Annotated in this window: 16 protein-coding genes; 12 read left to right on the top strand and 4 right to left on the bottom strand. The window is 68.8% G+C overall.

Annotated features, from left to right (window positions below; all coding sequences use genetic code 11):
- On the top strand, positions 1-558 hold a 558-nt coding region (locus Rhe02_RS12525), incomplete at its 5' end, for an HNH endonuclease signature motif containing protein (protein WP_203908324.1).
- Positions 559-1,124: 566 nt separating this feature from the next.
- Here Rhe02_RS12525 and Rhe02_RS12520 read toward each other — a convergent pair.
- Positions 1,125-1,508, bottom strand: coding sequence for a DUF2784 domain-containing protein (locus Rhe02_RS12520; RefSeq protein ID WP_203908323.1), 384 nt, complete (start codon positions 1,506-1,508; stop codon positions 1,125-1,127).
- Positions 1,509-4,268, bottom strand: a complete 2,760-nt coding sequence (ppc, locus tag Rhe02_RS12515) for a phosphoenolpyruvate carboxylase (RefSeq protein WP_203908322.1) — start codon at positions 4,266-4,268, stop codon at positions 1,509-1,511.
- A 179-nt stretch (positions 4,269-4,447) separates the two neighbouring features.
- On the opposite strand from ppc, the gene cysC reads away from it, so the two are divergent.
- Entirely contained in the window at positions 4,448-5,986 is a 1,539-nt protein-coding gene (gene cysC, locus Rhe02_RS12510) for an adenylyl-sulfate kinase (RefSeq protein ID WP_203908321.1), read from the top strand.
- 61 nt (positions 5,987-6,047) lie between these two features.
- Here cysC and Rhe02_RS12505 read toward each other — a convergent pair whose 3' ends face one another.
- Entirely contained in the window at positions 6,048-8,090 is a 2,043-nt protein-coding gene (locus Rhe02_RS12505; RefSeq protein ID WP_203908320.1) for a CBM96 family carbohydrate-binding protein, read from the bottom strand.
- Positions 8,091-8,254: 164 nt separating this feature from the next.
- Between Rhe02_RS12505 and Rhe02_RS12500 the strand changes: the two genes are divergently transcribed.
- From Rhe02_RS12500 to Rhe02_RS12470, 7 genes are read left to right on the top strand one after another with little or no spacing between them, the layout of a single operon-like run.
- On the top strand, positions 8,255-9,895 hold the full coding sequence (locus tag Rhe02_RS12500; protein ID WP_239123710.1) for a lipopolysaccharide biosynthesis protein: 1,641 nt from the start codon (positions 8,255-8,257) through the stop codon (positions 9,893-9,895).
- Entirely contained in the window at positions 9,892-11,238 is a 1,347-nt protein-coding gene (locus Rhe02_RS12495) for an O-antigen ligase family protein (protein ID WP_203908319.1), read from the top strand. The genes Rhe02_RS12500 and Rhe02_RS12495 overlap by 4 nt, the downstream gene beginning before the upstream one ends.
- Complete coding sequence (locus Rhe02_RS12490; protein WP_203908318.1) at positions 11,235-12,467, top strand: phosphotransferase; 1,233 nt, start codon at positions 11,235-11,237, stop codon at positions 12,465-12,467. The genes Rhe02_RS12495 and Rhe02_RS12490 overlap by 4 nt, the downstream gene beginning before the upstream one ends.
- The gene (locus Rhe02_RS12485) at positions 12,464-13,336 is read left to right on the top strand and encodes a sulfotransferase domain-containing protein (RefSeq protein WP_203908317.1); all 873 of its coding nucleotides are present in this window, start codon (positions 12,464-12,466) and stop codon (positions 13,334-13,336) included. Before Rhe02_RS12490 ends, Rhe02_RS12485 begins: the two co-directional genes overlap by 4 nt.
- On the top strand, positions 13,324-14,823 hold the full coding sequence (locus Rhe02_RS12480) for a lipopolysaccharide biosynthesis protein (protein WP_203908316.1): 1,500 nt from the start codon (positions 13,324-13,326) through the stop codon (positions 14,821-14,823). Before Rhe02_RS12485 ends, Rhe02_RS12480 begins: the two co-directional genes overlap by 13 nt.
- Positions 14,813-15,556, top strand: a complete 744-nt coding sequence (locus Rhe02_RS12475) for a methyltransferase domain-containing protein (RefSeq protein ID WP_203908315.1) — start codon at positions 14,813-14,815, stop codon at positions 15,554-15,556. The genes Rhe02_RS12480 and Rhe02_RS12475 overlap by 11 nt, the downstream gene beginning before the upstream one ends.
- Positions 15,553-16,506, top strand: a complete 954-nt coding sequence (locus Rhe02_RS12470) for a glycoside hydrolase family 26 protein (protein ID WP_239123708.1) — start codon at positions 15,553-15,555, stop codon at positions 16,504-16,506. The genes Rhe02_RS12475 and Rhe02_RS12470 overlap by 4 nt, the downstream gene beginning before the upstream one ends.
- A gap of 168 nt (positions 16,507-16,674) precedes the next feature.
- On the opposite strand, the gene Rhe02_RS12465 is transcribed toward Rhe02_RS12470, so the two are convergent.
- Positions 16,675-17,499, bottom strand: a complete 825-nt coding sequence (locus Rhe02_RS12465) for a WecB/TagA/CpsF family glycosyltransferase (RefSeq protein WP_239123706.1) — start codon at positions 17,497-17,499, stop codon at positions 16,675-16,677.
- A gap of 36 nt (positions 17,500-17,535) precedes the next feature.
- Here Rhe02_RS12465 and Rhe02_RS12460 point away from each other — a divergent pair, with 36 nt between their 5' ends.
- The 3 genes from Rhe02_RS12460 to galT are packed head-to-tail and all read left to right on the top strand — an operon-like array spanning position 17,536 to position 20,443.
- The gene (locus tag Rhe02_RS12460; protein ID WP_203908313.1) at positions 17,536-18,471 is read left to right on the top strand and encodes a sulfotransferase; all 936 of its coding nucleotides are present in this window, start codon (positions 17,536-17,538) and stop codon (positions 18,469-18,471) included.
- Positions 18,468-19,382: a glycosyltransferase family 2 protein gene (locus Rhe02_RS12455; RefSeq protein ID WP_203908312.1), complete on the top strand. Its 915-nt coding sequence runs from the start codon at positions 18,468-18,470 to the stop codon at positions 19,380-19,382. The genes Rhe02_RS12460 and Rhe02_RS12455 overlap by 4 nt, the downstream gene beginning before the upstream one ends.
- Positions 19,383-19,429: 47 nt before the next feature.
- On the top strand, positions 19,430-20,443 hold the full coding sequence (galT, locus tag Rhe02_RS12450) for a galactose-1-phosphate uridylyltransferase (protein ID WP_203908339.1): 1,014 nt from the start codon (positions 19,430-19,432) through the stop codon (positions 20,441-20,443).

Here is a 20,443-nt window from a genome sequence, read left to right as displayed (position 1 = left end):
AGCGCGACCACACCACCCGACGCGACCACACCACCCGACGCGACCACACCACCGGCAGCACACCCACTAACACCGCCCGCCCCCACCCCGACAACACGACCCGACGCGACCACACCACCGGCAGCACACCCACTCACACCGCCCGCGGCCGCACCACCAACGCCAACACCACCCCGCACCACGAAGACACCAACAGCGCCCGCAACACCGCCAACACCACCCCGCACCACGAAGACACCGACACCGCCCGCCGCACTGCCAACGCCGACGCCACCCGGCGGCATCCCACCGAAGCGCTGGCGCGGCATATACGGGCCAGAGACCGCACCTGCCGCGCACCCGGCTGCCGCCGACCCGCCCATCCACGCCGACATCGACCACACCATCGCCTACCACCTCGGCGGGCTCACCATCGCGGCAAACCTCGGTGTCCTCTGCCGATACCACCACCGAGCCAAACACCAAGGCCGATGGCAACTGATCCAGATCAGACCCGGCGTCTTCTTATGGCGCAGCCCGCTCGGCCGCCGCTACATCGTCTACCCCGCCGCACCCTGAACTAGTTTCCGCCCTAGCGGTTCGGGGCGGCAGGAAACATTCACCACGAGGTGGCGCGGCCACCGGGCCATGGGCACACGCTCGCCGTGCGGCAGCAAGACGACATCAAGCCGACGGTGCGAACGGCCATGGCCACGGCCGCCGGCCCGCACCCGGGACAGCCTTCGTGGCCAGCTACCGGCTGGGCAACGGGGTGTCCGGAAACGCAACACCCTCGCGCCCGCACCGTCAGTGATGCGTGCTGTGCCTGTGTTCGGCAGCGGCATGCCACCAGGCGGGCGGAGAGGGACCGACGATCTTCGCGGTCGGCTGGTCGGGGTGTAGGCCGAGTGGGCGCAGTACATTCTCGGGCACGCTGACTCGTATCCAGCCGTGCCACTTGCCGTGTTGATCAGGGCCGCAGGTGAGGTCAACTCGCAGGTGCTCGGGCCCAAAGGGCATCCAATCGATGCCGCGGTCGCGCAGTCAGGCGCGGACGGCCGCCATCGGGCGGGGGCTCCCCTTGATGTTCTCGTATGAAGCGAGGGTGATCCACATGTCTTCCATTATGGGCTCCCGATCGGTGGCTAGGGGGACGCGGGTGAGGGGGTGGCGGCGCGGCGGCGGCGCCAGAGGAGGAAGGCGCCTGCCCAGGAGACCGCGACGATTATGGCGCCTAGGGCTTGGACCGCCCCGGCCATGCTTTGGGGATAGATGACGCCTTCCAGATAGGTGTCGATGAATCCTGTGCTGAGGCCCTGTTCCCCGGCGTGTTTGCGCGCCCAGTCCTCGACGTAGGTCAGCGGGCAGTGGAAGCCGAAGACGATGGTGGAGAAGCCCCAGCCGGCCAGGGCGAGGTGGAGCCAGATGGTGCGGTGCCAGCGCCAGGCTAGGTATCCGCCGATCACCACGTAAACCAGGAACGCGAAGTGAAAGATCATCGTCGCGTTGGCAAGAATCTGGTAGAGCACCTATCCAGTGTTGCGCATTCCGGCGGCGATGCCATTGACCGTGGTCAACAGGGCACGTTCCAGGGTGGGATCGGTGGTGGCGCCGCGGCGTGAGCCGGGCGCGGTGGCGAAGGAGCGGCCGGCGAGGCCGGCGTCGCGGTACTGGCGCAGCAGGGCGACCTGCAGGTGGTGCAGCGGTTCCAGGTAGGTGTCGCGGACGGCCAGGGTGCGCTGGAGAACCGGGTTCGCGTCGAGCGGGGCTGCCTCGCCGGTCACCTTGAGAATCTCGGTCACCGTAGTCTCGTATTCCGCCTCGATGGTGTTGAAGATCGGGCGTAGCGGGGCGGGGACGAGGTTCTGCACATATCCGCGAGCGATGGTGAGATCGGTCTTGGCCAGCATCATCTCCACATTGGACACAAACGTCCGGAAGAAGTGCCACTCCTTGTACATGTTCTGCACCAGGTCGGCGCGCCCGGACTCGCGCAGGGCGCGCAGGCCGGTCCCGACGCCGAACCAGCCGGGCACGATCTGGCGGGACTGGGTCCAGCCGAACACCCAGGGGATGGCGCGCAAGCCGCCCAGGCCCGCGCCGGAGTCGGGACGCTTGGCCGGTCGGGAGCCAATGTTCAACGCGCCCAACAATTCGGTCGGGGTGCACGCCCAGAAGTATTCGGGCAGTTGCGGGTTCTCGACCAAGTTGCGGTAGGCGCCGTAGGCAGCCTCGGATATCGCGCTCATGCCGGAGTCCCATTCGGCGAGCGCTTCGGCGGGCTGGCGGGGAGCGGTGTGCAGGAGGGTGGCCTGAAGCACGGCGGCGACCGTGAGCTCGAGGTTTTCGCGGGCCAGGGCGGGCAGCGTGTACTTGTCGGAGATGACCTCACCCTGCTCGGTCACCTTGATGGCGCCGTCGAGGGTGCCGTAGGGCTGGGCCAGGATCGCCTCGTGGGTGGGGCCTCCGCCGCGGCCGACGGTGCCACCGCGGCCGTGGAACAGGCGCAGCTGCACGCCGTGGCGCGCGGCGACGTCGCGCAGCGCACGCTGAGCGCGGTGGATGGCCCATTGGCTCGTGGTGATGCCGGCTTCCTTGTTGGAGTCGGAATAGCCGAGCATCACCTCTTGCACGTCGCCGCGGGCTCGCACAATCTCGCGGTAGGCGGGCAGGTTGAGCAGGTCGTCCAGGATGGTGCCGCCCGCGTCCAGCTCGGCGACGGTTTCCAGCAGCGGGACGAAGCCGATTTCGGCGCGCGCGGCGTGCGGGTCGACGAGGCCGGCTTCGCGGGCGAGCACGACCGCGGCGAGGACGTCGTCGATGCCGCGGGTCATCGAGATGATGTAGGACTCGATGACATCCGGGCCGAAGCGGGCCTGTGCTTCGCGGATGGTGGTGAAAACGTGGTAGGTCTTGCGGTTCGCGTCGGTCAGCGGGGTGTTCACACTGGACAGTGGACGGCGTCCGGCCAGTTCGGTGGCCAGCAGCGCGGTGCGGGCCGGCCGGTCCAGCGAGGCGTAGTCGGGGACTTCGCCGACCCGGGTGTAGAGCTGGGCGAGGACGGCGTGGTGCGCGTCAGCGTGTTCCCGAACGTCCAATGTGGCCAGATGCAAACCGAAGGCGCTCACGGCTCGGATGGTGGTGGCCAGGCGGCCCACCGCGGTCAGCTGACCGGCGTTGCGGGCCAGTGAGGCGCGCATCAGCTCCAGGTCGTCGATGAGTTCCTTGGTCCCGAGGTAGTCGCGGCCCGGCTCGTGCGGGGTCCCGCTGGCCAGCCGGGATCGGGTGTTGGCCAGCTTCGCCTTGACGCAGCGGGCTTTGAGGCGGTAGGGCTCCTCGGCGTTGGTCCGGCGGAACCGCGGCGAGATCTCCGGCAGCGCGTCGAGATCTTTGGCAAGGCTCGCCGACAGGTCCAGCGAGACTCCGCGCAGGCGGCGGGAGACCGACACCTCGTTGATCAGATCGTCCATCGCGGCCTCGACCGCGCGGATGCCATGTTCGTGTTGCAGGAGCAGGACGTCACGGGTAACCGCGGGCGTGACGTAGGGGTTGCCGTCTCGGTCGCCGCCTATCCAGGTACCAAAAGAAAGCGGCCGGGCAGAAGGAGCAGTCTCCACACCGAGGCGTTTGAGCGTCTCGGCGAGATCGTTGAGCACTCTGGGCGCGGCATCGTCGTAAAGATCGCGCAGGTAGTAGACGGCGTTGCGGGCCTCATCGGTCGGGTCTGGCCGGTCCAGCCGCAGCTCATCGGTCTGCCACAGCAGGTCGAGCAGCTCGGCGAGCCGGTTGTCGGCGCGCGTCTGCTCGCCGTAGAGGGTGAGCGAGGCGTGTTCCGCGTCGAGCTCATCGGCGATGCTGCGCAGTTTGGTGAGGATCGACCGGCGCGCCGCCTCGGTCGGGTGGGCGGTGAACACGGGACGGATCGCCAGCCGCCGCACCGCCGCCGCGACTTCCTTCGCGCCGACGCCGCGAGCGGCGATGCGCTGGGCCGCGCCATCGAGCCAGCCACCCTGCTCGGCGCGGCGACGGCGCAGATCCCGGGCGCGGTGCACCTGTTCGGTGATGTTGGCGAGGTGGAAGTAGGTCGAGAAGGCCCGCGCGAGCAGGGTAGCGGTCGACACATCGACCGAACTCAGCTTGGCGGCCGCACCATCGGCGTCGACCCGAACCAGGGCCCTTACTTCCTCTACAAGGTCGAGCAGGCCACGGCCTTCCTGCCGGGCCAGCGTCTGTCCCAGCAGATTGCCAAGGCGTCGGATATCGGCGCGAAGAGCATCGTCCACAGCCACGGCGCGTCCTTTCCCTGAATCGTCAGGACGTCGCTGTCCGGCCGCAGCTTATCGCGTTCACCTGGGTGATCACGTGAGGAGGACCCACGAATCTTGCCACTGCGTTCTCTCTGGGTAGGCTTTGCGAAGCGACAGCTCAGCGTTGGGTCGAAGCGGGGACCACCCCCCGAGGAGAAAAAATGAACGATCGGGCAGACCGGGTCATCAGCGACGAGTCGCTGCGGGGTGCTCCGACGTGGACGCCGAATCCGACCGAGCTGTCTGACTTGGAGCTGTTGCTCGCCGGCGCCTATGCGCCGCTGACCGGCTTCCTCGGCTCGGCCGACCTGCTCAGCGTTCAGCGCACGGCCAAGCTGGCCGACGGCCGTGCCTGGCCGACGGCGGTGACGCTGGAGGTGCCGTCGGCGATGCTCGATGGGCTCGACCTGAGCGAGCCTTCGCTGCTCGTGCTGACCGATCCCGAGGGTGCCCCCATCGCGTGGCTCGACATCGTCGAGTCTTGGGACACCAAACCCGGCTGGCAGGCGGTGGCGGGCCCGGTGCACCGCTACGGCGACGGCGGCCACGCCCCGTTCGCCCGGCTGCGGCTGAGCACGGAAGCGGTGCGCGATCAGCTCACCGAGACGCGCGTGCTGGGGGTGTTCGCCGACCGCCCGCTGCACCGGCCGCAGCTGGCCCAGATCGTGCACGCCGCTCGTCAGCTTGCCGCGCAGATTTTGATTCTGGTACCGGTGTCCACCCCCACCCCCGACGGCCTGACCCCCGAGGCGCTGGTGCGCTGCGTGCTGGCCGCGCGCGATCGGCTGACCCCGTCCGAGCGTGCCGCGGAGGCGATCATCGTCGCGGTGCCGCTCGCCGATCGGGGCAACGAGCTGCTCGACGCCCTGCTGCGGGCCAAGGTGGCGGCCGCTTTCGGGGTGACCCATCTGCTGTCGACCGCGGGCAGCCTCGCCGGCGCGGGCCTGCGGGTTCTGGTGCCGCGGGAGCTTTCCTACGACGCGCGCGATGGGCAGTGGCGCGACCGCGACGATGTGCCGGAACGGTTCGAACGCCGTCCACTCAAGAGCAAAGAGATCGCCGACCTGCTCGATGACGGGCTGGCCCTGCCCGAGTGGCACACTCCGCCCGCGGTCGCCCGCGAGCTTGCCCGCGCTCGGCCGCCCCGGCGTCACCGCGGTCTGGTGCTGTTCTTCACCGGCCTGTCCGGCTCCGGCAAGTCCACGGTCGCCCGCGGCGTGGCCGACGCGCTGCTGGAGACGGGCGAGCGAACCATCACCCTGCTCGACGGCGATGTGGTGCGGCGGGAGCTGAGCGCCGGCCTCACCTTCTCCCGAGAAGATCGCGATCGCAACATCCGGCGCATCGGCTGGGTCGCCGCGGAGGTGGCCCGGCATGGCGGCCTCGCGGTCTGCTGCCCGATCGCGCCTTACGCCCAGGCCCGCGCCAGCGCGAGGCAGATGGTCACCGCGGCGGGCGCCGACTTCGTCCTTGTCCACATGGCCACCCCGCTCGAGGTCTGCGAGCAGCGCGACCGCAAAGGCCTCTACGCGCGGGCACGCGCGGGCACCCTGACCGGGATGACCGGCATCGACGACCCCTACGAGGAGCCGACCGACGCGCAGCTGCGCCTGGACACCTCCCAGTCCTCGGTCGCCGCGGCGGTGACCGAGGTGCTCACGTACCTCGCTGACCAGGGCTGGATCAACGCGCGCGGCTGAGCCGAAAATTTCCTACTCCGAATGCGCAACCAATTGACGGCGCGTCGCGTGTTATCGCCGTCTAGGGCAGGCTGGATGGCATCGGAGTGGGAAGTGCTCTCCACGGGGACACTTCGCGGCCGTTCACCTGCGCCCTAGGCAGCTTCACGGCGAAGGCCGGATGGTTGCTGAACTGCTGGAAGGAGCGAAGTCCGGCGGTGGTGTTCTGCACTCGCGAGTCGCGGCCTTCGGCATTTGGCGTTTCGAAATAGACGTAGGCCTTGACCCGCGGGAACAGTTCGAGCTGCAGGCGGGCCGAGTCGAAGAAGTCGGCGTGATGACGGGGGTTCTTCGCCGAGTACCAGACGCCCCACTCCGCGACCATGAGCGGCTTGTCGGGGAAGGTGCGCGCCGCCCAGTTGTAGAAGCCGGGCCAGGCGGGCTCGTTGCTCGCCCTGCGGTTCATCATCTCGGCGAAGTCGCCGAAGCCGTGCCCGGGCTCGCTGTAGGCGTAGATGTCCCACGACACCCAGTCGACGACATCGTCGCCGGGATAGAGGTCGCCGAACCATGGCTGCACATTCCACGGGATGTAAGCCATGTAGCACATCGTGGACACGAGGTTGGCAACCCCGTTGGCGCGCAAGCGTTGGATCACGTGCCGGAAGGCGGACGAATAGTCCTTCGCGGTCATCCCGCTGCCGGCCCGGTCCACGACATCGTTTTCCGGCTCGTGGTGCATCGTGAAGAAGAACTGCTCGGAGAGGTTCGCCTTGATATGAGCGGCGAGCTGGTCGAGATAGGCGTCGGTGGCCGGGTCCCCGGCCGCGATCTGGCCCCAGGTGGCACCGGTCGGTTTCCAGTTGAGGAACAGGATTCGCGGGTTGGCCGCGTCGCGGGCGATGGCTACCTCGGCCGCGGTGGGAAAGAGTTCCCGCCCGCGATGGTAGGCGTGATAGATCATTTGGGGTTTGCCGGCGCGTTCCTCGAAGTCGGCAAGGGCCTGCGTGCGGTCCTGCGAGGTGTGCGCCCCGGGCGCCACGCCCCAAAGCGCGCCGCAGCTCGGCACCAGCCGCTCGCCCGCCACGCATTCCACCGGCTGGGTGGGTTGGGTGGGCTCCACCACCACCGGCGGAGCCGGCACAGACGGCGACGGCTCTACCACCGGCAGGGACGGCTCTACGACGGGCAGGGACGGCTCCACGACGGGCGGGGACGGCTCCACGACGGGTGCGCCGGGCGGAGACGGGTCCACGAGGGGCGGGGCGGACGGCTCGGGAACGACGGGCGGGGCGGGCAGGGCGGGAATGACCGGCAGGGCGGGCGGCTCGGGAAGCACCGGCTCGTTGGTGGGGAGTGTCGGTGGCACCAGATCGATGGTGGGTGGCGGGGGCGGCACGTATTCGAAGGTGGGCAGTGTCGGTGGGGTGAGGTTGGGAACGGTGAGGGCGGGCGGGGGGTTCGAGGTGGAGGCGGTCGCGAAGACCGCGGGCGGCGCGTCTGGCCACGGCGACACCAATGGGGGAAGTTCGGGAATCAGCGGGCTGGTCGCGAAGGCGGGCGGGGTGACCGGCGGGTCGCGGAAGATCGGCCCGGTGGACCACTCGAAGGTGATGGTCGGTGGGCCGGCGAAGGTCGAAAGTGATTCGCTGGCAACGAATTGCGCCAGCTGGGCACTGGTGGGTGCGGTGACCGCGAAGGCGACGGTGCCCGAGCCGCGCAGCGCCTTGGTGACGTCGAAGGCGATCGCCGGGGCGTTGGGCTTGGGAAAGACCGACGCGACCACCTTTCCCAGCCGTGGGGCGTTGGTGGCGGTGAGCGTCGACTCGGTCCAGCGTGTGTCTGGTACCTGGGAAAGCTCCACCAGATCGGGTAACGGGCTCTTCTTCACGCCCAGCCACAGCCACGCGCGACGCGGGAGCCGGTCCTCGGGCAGTTTCACATTGAACTTGACGAATGTTATGGCGGCGCCGCCATTCTGGCCACCCGCGGCCAGATAGTTCTCGTCCCCGGTGGATTCATCCGGTGCCGCGGTGAGGGCAAACGTGTCGCCGGAGGTGGCGACGCGCTCGGGCAACCCGCTCACCTTGCCGCCGACCAGGCCGATCAGGACCGCGCCCGCCACGGCGGCAGTGGAGACTGCAAAGCTGGTGTAAACGCGTTTCTTCGCTGCCCTGCGAGCCCCCGCCATATGCACACGCCTCCTGGGCGAAACCTCAAATGTGCCGATTTCGGACGATAATACCCGAACAGGATCTTTTCCCGTACCACCCGAGTTACGTAGCACCGGTGAGGGCCGTTGACTTCGGCGTGGACGCGACGTCGTACGACCTGAACGACTACCTGGCCATGGCGCGGCGTCACTGGTGGATCGTGGCGCTCGCCCTCATCGCGGGGCTCGCCGTCGGCGCCGACTACAACCGGCGGCTGCCTCGTGAGTTTGTCTCCGTCGCGTCGGTACTGGTCCGCCCGGCCGGTCAGGATGCCAACGTGGCCGGCGGCCGCACCCGCGACGAGATCAATCTGGACACCGAAGCGCAGCTTGTCCGCTCCACCGCGGTGCTGGAACGCGCCGCGCAAACCTTGCAGCGCACCGACTTCGAGAGCCTTGCCGCCGCCGTGTCGGTGGAGGTGCCCGCCAACACGTCCGTGTTACAGATCAAGTTCAGTGCCTCCCGGCCCTACGCGGCGCAGGCGGGCGCACGGGCTTTCGCGCTGGCCTACCTCGGCAACCGGGAGGACAACGCGAAGGCGGGCCTCACCGCCCAATCCGGCTCGCTCAAGAACAAGCTGAACGATCTGACCACCGAGCTGGCGAAAATCAACTCGCAACTGGCGACAGCGCGCGCCGGATCCTCCTTCTACGCCACGCTCGACAGCCAGCGCGAGACAACCGTCGGGCAGATCAACCAGCTGACCAACAAAATCAACCAGCTGAGCACCGAGACGGTCAGCGGCGGTCTGGTCATTCGCGACGCGCGGCTTCCGGGCCGGCCCATCAAGCCCAACACCCCGGTCAACATCGCCGCGGGTGCGCTGCTCGGGCTGTTGGTGGGGGTGGGCGTGAGCGCCCTTCGGGAACGGCTCGATCGGCGGGTGAGAGGTCAGGCCGACGTGACGCGCTGCGGCGTCGCGGTGCTGGGCGTCGTACCCGGAAAAACCACCCCGGTCGATGATGTGTTCGGCCCGTTCAGTCCGGGCGGGCGCGCCTTCAACCGGCTGCGCAACGAGGTGGTGGCCGCGCTGGCCCCCGGCGAGCAGGTGGTCGTGGTCACCGGCGCGAGCCGCGGGGCGGCGGCCACCATAGCCGCGGCCAACCTGGCCGCCGCGCTGGCCCGGACCGGTACCGACGTGGTGCTGCTGGGCGCGAACGCCGCCGATTCCATGCAGGACCGCACGCCCATGGCCAAGCTGCTCGGGGTCGCGCCCACGCCTGGCCTGTCCGATGTGCTCGCCGGAAGGGCCAACCTGGGCGAGGCGACTCAGCGCGCCGCTCGCAACCCGACGCTGCGGGTGATCACCGCGGGCGGCACCGGCAGCGCGGCGGGCCTGCTTCAGTCGCAAGCGTTGCGGGACATGGTGAGCAAGCTGCGGGCCAATGCCGGTTACCTGGTCATCGAGGCCCCGTCGACGGCCACCGGCGCGGATGCGCAAAGCCTCGCCAGCCTCGCCGACGCCGCGATCGTGGCGGTGGAGTTCAGGCGCGCGTTGCGTCCCGAGCTGATCGACGCGGCCGAGCAGCTGCGCCGGGTCGGCACGCCGCTGCTGGGCGCGGTGATGCTGCCCAAGCTGCAGGCCGGGATGGCGACCGAACCCGAGCCCGAGCCGGCCCCGGCGCCAGCACCGGTCATCAACGGCTATCACGCCACCGAGCTGCTGCATGACCAGACGATTCTGCTTACCCCACTGGATGAGGCCCGCAAAGAATGATTCTGGTACCGCTCCTGGCGCTGTATCCGTTGTGGTGGGTGCTCGGCCTGGGCGTGCTGATCTTTCCGATTGCCGCGGTGCCGATGGCGGTCTCGCTGGTGCGCCAGCACACCACGGCCCGGCGGAAGGTGATGCTGCCGCCCGGCTTCTCGATCTGGCTGGTGTTCGGGGCCGTGCTCATCGCGGGTCTGGCGGCGCTCAACGCTGAGCCGGCCGGCGCCGTGGCCGGGGGGTTTCACGACCGGATCATCGGGGTTGGGTACCGGCTGATCCAATATGCCTCGCTGACCATTCTTCTGATCTATGCGGGCAACGTGGCGCCCAGGCGGGTCAGTCAGCGGCTGCTGGCCGGGGTGCTGGGCTGGCTGTTCGTGGTCACGGTGCTCGGTGGCCTGCTCGGCACCTTCGCCGGGCACCTCGAGCTGACCTCGCCGGTGGAGATGCTGTTGCCCAAAGGCATGACCGGCAAGGGTTTCGTGCGCTCGCTGGTGCACCCCTACGCGGCTCAGATCATGGATCTGGTGGGCGATCCGAAGCCTCGCCCAGCCGCGCCTTGGGGCTACACCAACACGTGGGGCAACAATTTCTGCCTCCTGGTCGGCTGGTTCCTGGTGGCCGTCTTCGGCTACCCCACCAAACGCTGGCTCAAGGCCGCGGCTCTGATGCTGCTCGGCCTGTCCCTGGTTCCGGTGGTGCACTCGCTCAACCGCGGGCTGTGGATCGGGCTGGGCGCCGCCGCGCTCTATCTCGGGGCGCGCCAGGCCCTACTCGGCAGGTTCAAGCCGCTGCTCCTCGTCGCGGTCACCGGTATCGTCATCGCCGTCGCGACCGCCACCACCCCGCTCGGCGATGTCGTGCAGCGCCGCCTGGACAACGGCAAGTCCAACGGGGTGCGAATGTTTCTCACCGAACGCGCCCTGGACGGGATGCGCGAGTCGCCGGTGCTCGGTTTCGGCAGCACCCGCAACACCATGGGGGGACGGCAATCCATCACGGTTGGCGAAAGCGAGGCCTGCGAGCGCTGCGGCAACTTCACCATCGGCGGCAACGGCCAGCTGTGGCAGCTGTTGTTCGCCCACGGGCTGGTGGGCACGCTGGCCTACTTCGGCTTCTTCGGCTTCGCGCTGTGGCGCTTCCGCAGGGACGCCAGCCCGATCGGGTTGGCCGCGTCCACTGCGATCTTCGGTTCGTTCGTGGCGTCCCTCTGGTACAACTCGCTGGTAACGCCGCTCGCATTCACCTTTCTCGGGTATGTGCTGCTTTGGCGCAACAACATGCCTCCCGCTCCCGTTGAACTCAAAGTCAACGTCGGCCACCTGCGAGAGGCAGTGCCCACCAAATGAGTTTGAAGACGGCACCAGCGCAGCTGACAGCAGCTGACGCCGAGCTGCGCGGGCAGTATCTGCGTGAGGTTCTGGCGTTGCTCTACCCACAGTGTTCGACCGATGACCCGGGCGCGCCGAAGGTGGCGGAATATCTCGTCATCCCTGACGCGCGCCGTCCGAAGCTTCTGGTCCCGATGGGATCCCGGCGGGTAGCCGTGGCCGCGGTGCGCCGGTTCACCGAGCCGCAGAGCCGCCTGGCCAAGCTCAAGCGGGACGCGGTGGTGATGGCGCTGCGCTCGGGCACCTGGCCCGCACTGCTGCGCGACCGGGTCCGGCTCAGCGCCGGCCTTGGCGAAAGCGGTGACAGCATCGATGATTTCCTTCGCGAAACGCTGGGTACCGAGCTGTCCTTGAGTGTCCACATTGGACCTGCGAGAGCCAACCGCAAACCCGTACTGCAGCTGCTCGACCCGTCCGGAAAAACCATCGGCTTCGCCAAGCTGGGCACCGGGCCGCTGACCCGCCGCCTGGTACGCGCCGAAACCGCCGCGCTCACCGCGCTCTCCCACGTCAAGCTCACCACGGTGACCGTGCCCTCGGTGCTTCACGCGGGCCAGTGGCGGGGACACCAGGTGCTTGTCCAATCACCACTGCCGATCTGGCAACCGCGCGAGCCGCTGACCTCACGACGCCTGGTCGAGGCCATGCTCGAGGTCGCCAGCGCCTGCGGGACCACCCAGGGCTGGCTCGCCACCAGTCCCTATTGGGCCGACCTGCGCTCCCGCCTGGCCCAGCTCACCGACCACGAGGACGGCGTCGCGCTGGACAACGCCGCCCGCCGGCTCGTCGAGCACTGCTCCGACCTTGGCCTGCGCTACGGGGCCTGGCACGGCGACTGGGCGCCGTGGAACATGGCCAATGTCGCCGACGCATTGCTCGTCTGGGATTGGGAACGCTTCACCACCGGCGTCCCGCTCGGTTTCGACGCGTTGCACCACGACCTGCAGAAGCGGTTGCAGACCGGAGTCGAGCCGCGCGAAGCCGTCGAACAGACTGTGCGCAATGCCGGAGGTTTGCTTTCGCATTTTTCCGTGGTACCGGACAGCGCCGAAATCACCGCATTGCTCTACCTCGTCGACCTCGCCGCGCGCTATCTCACCGACCGGCAGGCCGAGTCGGGCGCCCGGTTGGGGGTGCTCGGCACCTGGCTGCTACCCGTGCTTGTGGAGCGGGTGGGCCGGCTGTGAACACCGACGCCGTTCCCGCGCCGGTGAAACGGGTGGTGCACTTCGGCTCGCGTTCGGTGGGACGGCTCACGGCTTCCGCGCGCGTCCTGCCCGACTTTCTCATCTGCGGTGGCCAGCGCTGCGGCACCACCTCGCTGTATCGGGCGATCGCGGCACATCCGTTGGTGCTTAAGGCCGTACTGCACAAGGGCGTGCACTATTTCGACACCAACTATCATCGCAGCCTCGCCTGGTACCGGGGACACTTCCCGTTGCGGCGCAAGGCTTTACGGATCGAACGCGAGCTGGGATCACCGGCGCGGATCTTCGAGTCCAGCCCTTACTACCTCTACCACCCGCACGCCGGGGCGCGGATGGCGCGGGACCTTCCCGGCGTGAAGGTCATCGTCCTGGTACGCGACCCGGTCGAACGGGCCTATTCGCAATACCTCCACGAGCTGGCCCGAGGTTTCGAGACCGAGCCGGATTTCGCCCGCGCCCTCCAGCTCGAGCCGGTTCGCCTTGCCGGGCAACGGGAACGCCTCCTCGCCGACCCGCACGCCTACTCGTTCTCGCATCAGCATCACGGGTACCGGTCGCGCGGCGAGTACGCCACCTACCTTGACGACCTCGTCCAGCACGTGGACCGCGCCCGGATTCTGGTCGTGGAGAGCGAACGCTTCTTCGCCGACCCGAAACCCGTCTATCAGACGGTGCTCGACTTCCTCGGTCTGCCTTTGCTCGGTTACCCGCATTTCGACCAGCACAACGCGCGGCCCCGCTCGCGCCGGCTCGACCCCCAGGTGCGCGCCGACCTGACCGCGCACTTCGCCGCGCACGACTCCGCTCTGCAGCGGTGGCTGCCTGGTACCCCCATATGGCGGAGATAACCCTCGCGCCGCCTTCGCCACGGGTGAAGGCGGGCGACGCCGGTCTGGTCGGCGCGGCCCGGGGCGGTCTGGGCAACCTGGTCGGGGCGGGCGTTGCGGGGGCCGCCGGGGTCGGCGTCACCTGGCTCGCGGCGCGCGGGCTCGGCCCGGCTGCGGCCGGCTCATTCTTCGCCGCCACCTCCGCCTTCGTTCTCGTCAGCAGCATCGCCCGGCTCGGCACGTCGACGGCGCTGGTCTATTGGCCGGCCCGGCTGCGTGCGCAGGGCCGGCCCGAGCTGATCGCGCAATGCTTGCGCATCGGCCTGTTCCCGGTGGCCGTGCTGGCGACCGTGCTCGCGGCGACGCTGTGGTTCGGTGCGCCGCATTGGTTTCCGCGCTCACTGACCATCTTCCTGCCGATCGCCGCGCTGGCCGAGTCGATGCTGGCCGCCACCCGTGGCTACCGGATGATGCGCCCCACCGTGATCCTCGACAAGATCGTCAAGCCGGGCACGCAGCTGCTCGGCATCGGCCTGCTCGCCGGGCTAGCCCTGCTTATCGGCGCGCACACGCCGCCGGATGTCTGGACCGTGGCGTGGGCCCTGCCCTATGTGCCCGTCTTCGTCTGCGCCGGCATCCTCATCTGGCGCAAGACCACGGCCACACCCGCTCACGAGCCCGGCCTCGGCAGTGCGTTTTGGAGGTTCACCGCGCCGCGTGCGCTCGCCAGCGGGGCGCAGACCGCGCTGCAGCGCGTCGATGTGTTGCTGGTGGCCTCCTTGGCGGGCCTGGTTCCGGCCGCTGCCTACGCGGTGGCCGGACGCTTCATCGTGGTGGGGCAGCTGGCCAACGGCGCCATCTCGCAAGCGGTACAGCCACGCCTGGCCGAGCTGTTGTCGCTCGGCGATCGGGCCGGGGCCAACCGGCTCTATCAGATGGCGACGGCTTGGCTCGTGCTCATCAGCTGGCCGCTGCACCTACTGGTCCTGCTCTACGCCGACTTTTACCTGAGCGTGTTCGGGCCCTCCTACCTGTCGGCGGTCTCCGCGGTGCGGGTGCTGGCCGTGGCCATGCTCATCGCCACCGGCTGCGGGATGGTCGACATCGTGCTGTCCATGGCCGGGCGAACCACCTGGAATCTGATGAACGTCGTGCTGGCCCTGGTGGTCATGGTGAGCATCGACCTCTATGCGATCCCGCGTCTGGGCGCCTTCGGGGCCGCCATCGGGCTGGCCGCGGCCGTCGTCACCAACAACCTGCTGCCGCTGGCCCAGCTCGGGTTCTCGCTGCGGCTGCACCCCTTCGGGCCCCCCACTCGTTATGCCATGGCGTTGGCACTGCTCAGTTTTGGGGCGGTGCCTTGGCTGACCCGCCCGATCAGCGCCGCGGCCGGGCCACTGGTGGGTCTGACCGTCTATGCGATCGGCCTGCGGCTGCTCTACTCCCGTCTGGAGCTGGCGCTGGTGGTCGAGGGCATGAGTCGCAGATGGAGGTCTGGTGCGCGCTGACTACACCGAGATATTCCAGCATGAGGCGACGGTCGCGAAGTATGAGCATGTCGTCTTCGCTCCGGACAGCTATGCCTGGGCCATCAACAAGCGCCAGCGCAGGTACCTGCGCGGCCTGGTGAAGCGGGCCTTTCCCTACCGCCGCCCGGTTCAGCACGACTTCGCCTGTGGCACCGGCCGCGCGATCCGGATCCTGCACGGCCTGGTCCGGTCGGCGCATGGCTACGACACCTCGGAACCCATGCTGGCCAAGGCGGGCGAGCTCGGCTCCTTCGCCGATCTGCACCTGGTTTCCGCCTCCGGGGAAACCCCCGAGCCGATCGGCACCGATCCACCCGCGCTGGTGACCGTCTTCCGGCTGCTGCTCAACGTCGAGGACGAGGTGCGGGAGCGGGCGATCGACTTCGCGGCCAAGGCGCTTCGCAACTATGACGCGGGCCTGCTGGTCGTCGAGAACCATGGCAACCGCCAATCGGTGCGGCATCTGCGCCACCAGCGGCACGCCGGCTCGCCCTGGTTCGCCGAGCTGGACCATGTCGAGATCGCCGAGCTGCTCGACCGGCACGGCTTCACCGTGGTCGAGCGGCGCGGCTTCGCCCTGTTCAGCCGCGGCTGGTACGGCAACCGATGGCTGCGCCCGCTGGCTCAGGTCACCGACGACCTGTGCGCCCGAACCGGGTGGCTGTCGCGCTGGGCGGTCAATGTCCTCTACGTCGCCCGGCGCACGAAGTGACCACGCTGCGCATCCTTGTGGTGGCAACGGTTCTGGCGTTGTCGGCCTGCTCGCCCGACGTCGCGCCCTCCCCGCCCATCGCCACCGGCAGCGCCTCGTCCGGCCCGGTGGCCGTGCCCAGGCAAGGCGCGCTCTTCGGGGCCTGGGTCAAACCCGAAAGCTACTCCCAGCCCGGCCGGCTCGACGCCGTCTCCCGCTTCGAGACCGCGCTCGGCCGACGGCTCGACATCGTCAACACCTACCGTCGTCTCCACGAACCCATTGGCACAGAATCAGATCTGCATTTTCTGGGTACCGGATCCACCCTCATGATCAGCTGGGCCGGAACCTCGAGCGAGGACATCCTCGCGGGCTTGGTAGACAAGGAGATCCGCGAGCACGCCCAGCAGATCCGCTCGCTTCACGCGCCGATCCTGCTGCGCCTGCGCTGGGAGATGGACCGCCCCAACCTGGCCTCCTCGGTCGGCACACCCGAGCGCTACCACCAAGCGTGGCGCTACGTTCGCCAGATTTTCGCCCAGGAGCGGGCCACTAACGTCTCCTGGGTGTTCTGCCCCACCGCCGAAGGCTTCGCGGCGCAGCGCGCGGCCGCCTACTATCCCGGCGACGACACCGTCGACTGGACCTGCGTGGACGTCTACTCCGGAAGCACGTTGCGCCCCATGGCCCAGCTTCTGGAACCCTTTCTCCACTGGGCATCCACCCGGCCCAAACCCATAATGATCGGCGAATACGGCGTAGCCCGCGCCTGGCCCTCCGCCAAACGCGCCGCCTGGCTCACCGACGCGGCTCAGGTCTTCCGCGCCAACCCGCAAATCAAAGCGGTCCTCTATTTCGAGTCCAACCCGGAAGACCGCACCGATCACGGCGAGTTCGCCCTGAGCGACGACCAACCCGCGCTAGCCGCCTTCATAGAAACCGCCCACGACCCCCACTTCCACACCCGCTAACCCACGCGGTGCGGCGGGGCGGGGCGGCGGGGACACGCGGCGCGGCCGCGGGCGCGGCGCGGCGGGGGGCGCGGCGCGGCGGGGGGCGCGGCGCGGCGGGGGGCGCGGCGCGGCGGCGGGCGAGGGCGGCGGGGACGCGCCGCGCGGCGGCGGGCTAGAGGCGGCGGGCTAGAGGCGGCGGGCGGCGGCGGTGGCTAGGAGCTTCATGGCGTAGGGGGCGTCGTGGGCCAGGTAGCGGCCCGCTAGGCGGCCTGGTTCCTGGGCCAGGCGGTGGGCCCATTCGAGGCCTGAACGCTGCATCCAGAAGGGGGCGCGGCGGGTTTGCCCGGCGACGAAGCCGACCGCCGCGCCGCAGCCGAGGAACCAGGTTTCGGGCAGTTCCGCGCGCAGATCGGAGATGACCCGCTCCTGCCGGGGAAAGCCAAGGCCGACAAAGACGAAGTCGGGTTTGGCGTCGGCCACCTCGCTGATGACCTCGGCGTAGGTGGCCGGGTCGCGGTCGAAACCGAAGGCGGGCGCGTGATGTCCCGCGATTTCCAGTCCCGGGCAGGAGGAGGCGAGGGCGGCGGCGGCGAGCTCGCTGCCGTCCGGGCCGTGGGCGAGGTCGCCTCGCGGAAGCGGAACGGGTTTGCCGCCAAGAACGTAGGCGCAGCGCCGGGCGCGGCCGAGGGCGGCGCTGACGGTCCAGATCAGGCCGGAGCCGGTAACCCTTTCGGGCAAGGGAGTTCCGGCGATCCGGCTGGCCCACACCAGCGGCATGCCGTCGGCCACCACGAGGCTGGCGTCGGCGAAGAAACCCCGAACCTCGGCCGCTATCCGGCTGTGGCCGGCCGCCAGCCGCAGGATGTCCACGTTCGGGGTGATGATGCGCCCGCCCCGCCCGGCGGCCAGGGCGCTGATGACTCGATCGGCAACGGTTTCCTCGGTGACACAGTCAAACCATTCGCCACCGATGCGCACGCGGCGTCCATAAACCGTCCCCGCAAAAGTCACAAAAACGGACTTTACCGACGAATCGTTACAATCAGCGTGACGACACGGGTTCTCTATGTTGGTGGGCTAGGGCGAAGCGGTACCACCCTGATTGAGCGGGTGCTGGGCGAGTTGCCTGGCATCTGCGCGCTGGGAGAGGTCGTGCATCTGTGGCAGCGCGACATTCGCGACAACGAGCGCTGCGGGTGTGGGGCAGGTTTCAGCGACTGCGAATTCTGGCACGCGGTCGGCGCGAAAGCCTTCGGCGGCTGGCATCGCGTTGACGTGCACCGGATTCTCGCGCTGCAGGAACTCGTCGAGCGCACCCGCCACATCCCGGTGCTGGCCACCGCGCGGCGGCGCGACTTCTCGGCGCTCGTCGTGGAATACGCCGAGTACTACGCGAAGGTCTACGAAGCCGCGGCTTCCGTGGCGGGCGCGAACGTCGTCATCGACTCCTCGAAGCACAGCGCCTTGGCGCACTGCCTCAGACACTGCGCCGAGATCGATCTTCGGGTTCTTCATGTGGTACGGGATCCGCGCGGCGTCGCCTATTCGTGGACCAAGAAGGTGTCGCGGCCGGAGACCGACGGACGCGAGGAGATGACGCGTTACACGCCCGCGCGCAGCGCTGTGCTCTGGAACGCGCACAACGCCGCCTTCGGCTTGCTGCGCCAGCGTGGTGTGGCCGTGCGGCGGGTGCGATATGAGGACTTCCTCGCCGATCCGCGCGGCGTCGTGAACAAGGTGGCCGCTTTCGTAGGCATGGACACCTCGACGCAATCGCTGGAGTTCCTCGGCACCGGGTCTGTCCACCTCGGACAGTCGCACAGCGCCGCGGGCAACCCGATGCGCTTTCGCACCGGCCAGGTCGAGCTGCGCCCGGATGAGGCCTGGCGCAAGGCCCTCCCGCCGCGCCAGCGTGCCCTCGTCGGCGCCGTGTGCGCGCCGTTGCTGCGCTCGTACGGTTACCAGATCGGGGCCGGGCGATGAACTTTCCCACGGTCGGCGTGGTGATCCCCACCCGTGATCGCCCGGAGTTGCTCAAGCGGACCATCGAATCCGTCCGGGCCCAGGACTACCCCGGCGCGATGCGCATCATCGTGGTTTACGACCAGGCGGAGCCGGACTGGCGGCTGGCCGTGGCCGACGAGCCCGCCGTCATGGTTCTGGGCAACTGGCGTGAGCCCGGTCTGGCCGGTGCCCGCAACACCGGCATCATGGCGCTCGACACCGAGCTGGTGGCCTTCTGCGATGACGACGACGTGTGGCATCGGGCCAAGCTGCGCAAGCAGATCGCGGCCATGACCCGCTCCGGCGCGGACTTCATCACCTGCGCGATCGAGGTGGAGTACGCCGGGCATGTCCACCCGCGCCTGGCCGGAACCGAACGGGTGACGGTGGATCAGCTTGCCCGTTCCCGGATGGCGATGCTGCACTCGTCGACCTTCCTCGTGAAACGCAGCGCGCTGCTGACCGACGGCGAGATCGGCCCGGTGGCCGAGGACGCGCCCGGCAGCCAGAACGAGGACTGGGATCTGCTCATCCGCGCCGCTCGGCTGGCCCCGATCGTGCATGTCGATCAGCCTCTGGTGCGTGTGCTGTGGGGCCGGTCGAGCTATTACGCCGGCGAATACAGCACCAAGATCTCCTCGTTGCGCTGGATGATGGCTCGCCATCCCGAGATCGTCGGCTGCCCGCCTGGTGCGGCACGGGTTTATGGCCAGCTCGCCTGCTGGTCGGCGGCGGCCGGGGAACGCCGCAATGCCTGGCGTTATGCGAAGCAGTCGGTGCGGGCCAACTGGAAGGAGCCGCGCGCGGTGATCGCTTTGGCCGCGCTGACCCGGGTGACCTCGGTGGAGCGGGTGTTGGGGACCCTTCACAAGCGGGGTCACGGCATCTAACGTGAGTGCGCTATCATGTTGGAACTTGTTGGAAAGTGATGACAAACGTGAAGCGCACCTGCATTACCCTCGCCGACGGGCGCGAGCTGATCTACTTCGACGAGCGGGACGACGCCGTCCGGGCGAGCGTCGACGGCCGGCAGCTGCCCGCCCAGGCACCGCCCGCCCAGCTGCGCTGGGATCCGCTCACCGAGGAGTGGGTCGCGGTCGCGGCGCACCGGCAGGGCCGGATCTTCCTGCCGCCCAGCCACGAGTGCCCGCTTTGCCCCTCCACGGCGGCCTTCCTCACCGAGGTCCCGGCCGACGACTATGACGTGGTCGTCTTCGAGAACCGGTTTCCCTCCTTCGCAGGCGAGACCGGGCGCTGCGAGGTGGTGTGCTTCTCGCCCGACCATGCCGCCAGCTTCAAAGACCTTACGGCGCAACGGGTCGGCACGGTGCTGGAGGCGTTCACCGATCGCACCGCGGAGCTGTCTCAGCTGGCCAGCGTGCAGCAGGTCTTCTGCTTCGAGAACCGTGGCGAGGAGATCGGGGTCACCCTGCACCACCCGCACGGCCAGATCTACGCCTACCCCTACGTGACGCCAACCACCCAGCGCTATCTGCAAGCCTGCGAACGCGCGGGCAAGAATCTTTACGCCGAGGTGGTGGCGCGGGAACGCGGGGGCGAAAGGGTGGTGGCCGGCAACGAGTTCTGGACGGCGTTCATCCCCTATGCGGCGCGCTGGCCCTATGAGATTCACGTCACTCCACACCGGCAGGTCGCCGACCTCACCGAGCTGACCGACGCGGAAAGGCAGGCGTGCGCGCCGCTGTGGCTTGAGGTGATCCAGCGGCTGGACGGCCTGTTCGGGATGGCCATGCCCTACGTCGCGGCCTGGCATCAGGCACCGGTTAAGCAGGGGCGTGACCTGTGCTGGCTTCACCTGAGGATCCACAGCATCCGCCGGGCGCCTGGAAAGCTCAAGTACTTGGCCGGATCGGAGTCGGCGATGGGTGCCTGGGTCAACGATGTCGCACCTGAGCAAGCCGCGGCTGCGCTGCGAGACGTTGCGCTCTAA

The sequence above is a fragment of the Rhizocola hellebori genome (assembly GCF_016862955.1).
Taxonomy (GTDB): Bacteria; Actinomycetota; Actinomycetes; order Mycobacteriales; family Micromonosporaceae; genus Rhizocola; species Rhizocola hellebori.
Note: the sequence above shows the minus strand (reverse complement) of the source record. Positions and strands in the feature narration are given on the sequence as shown.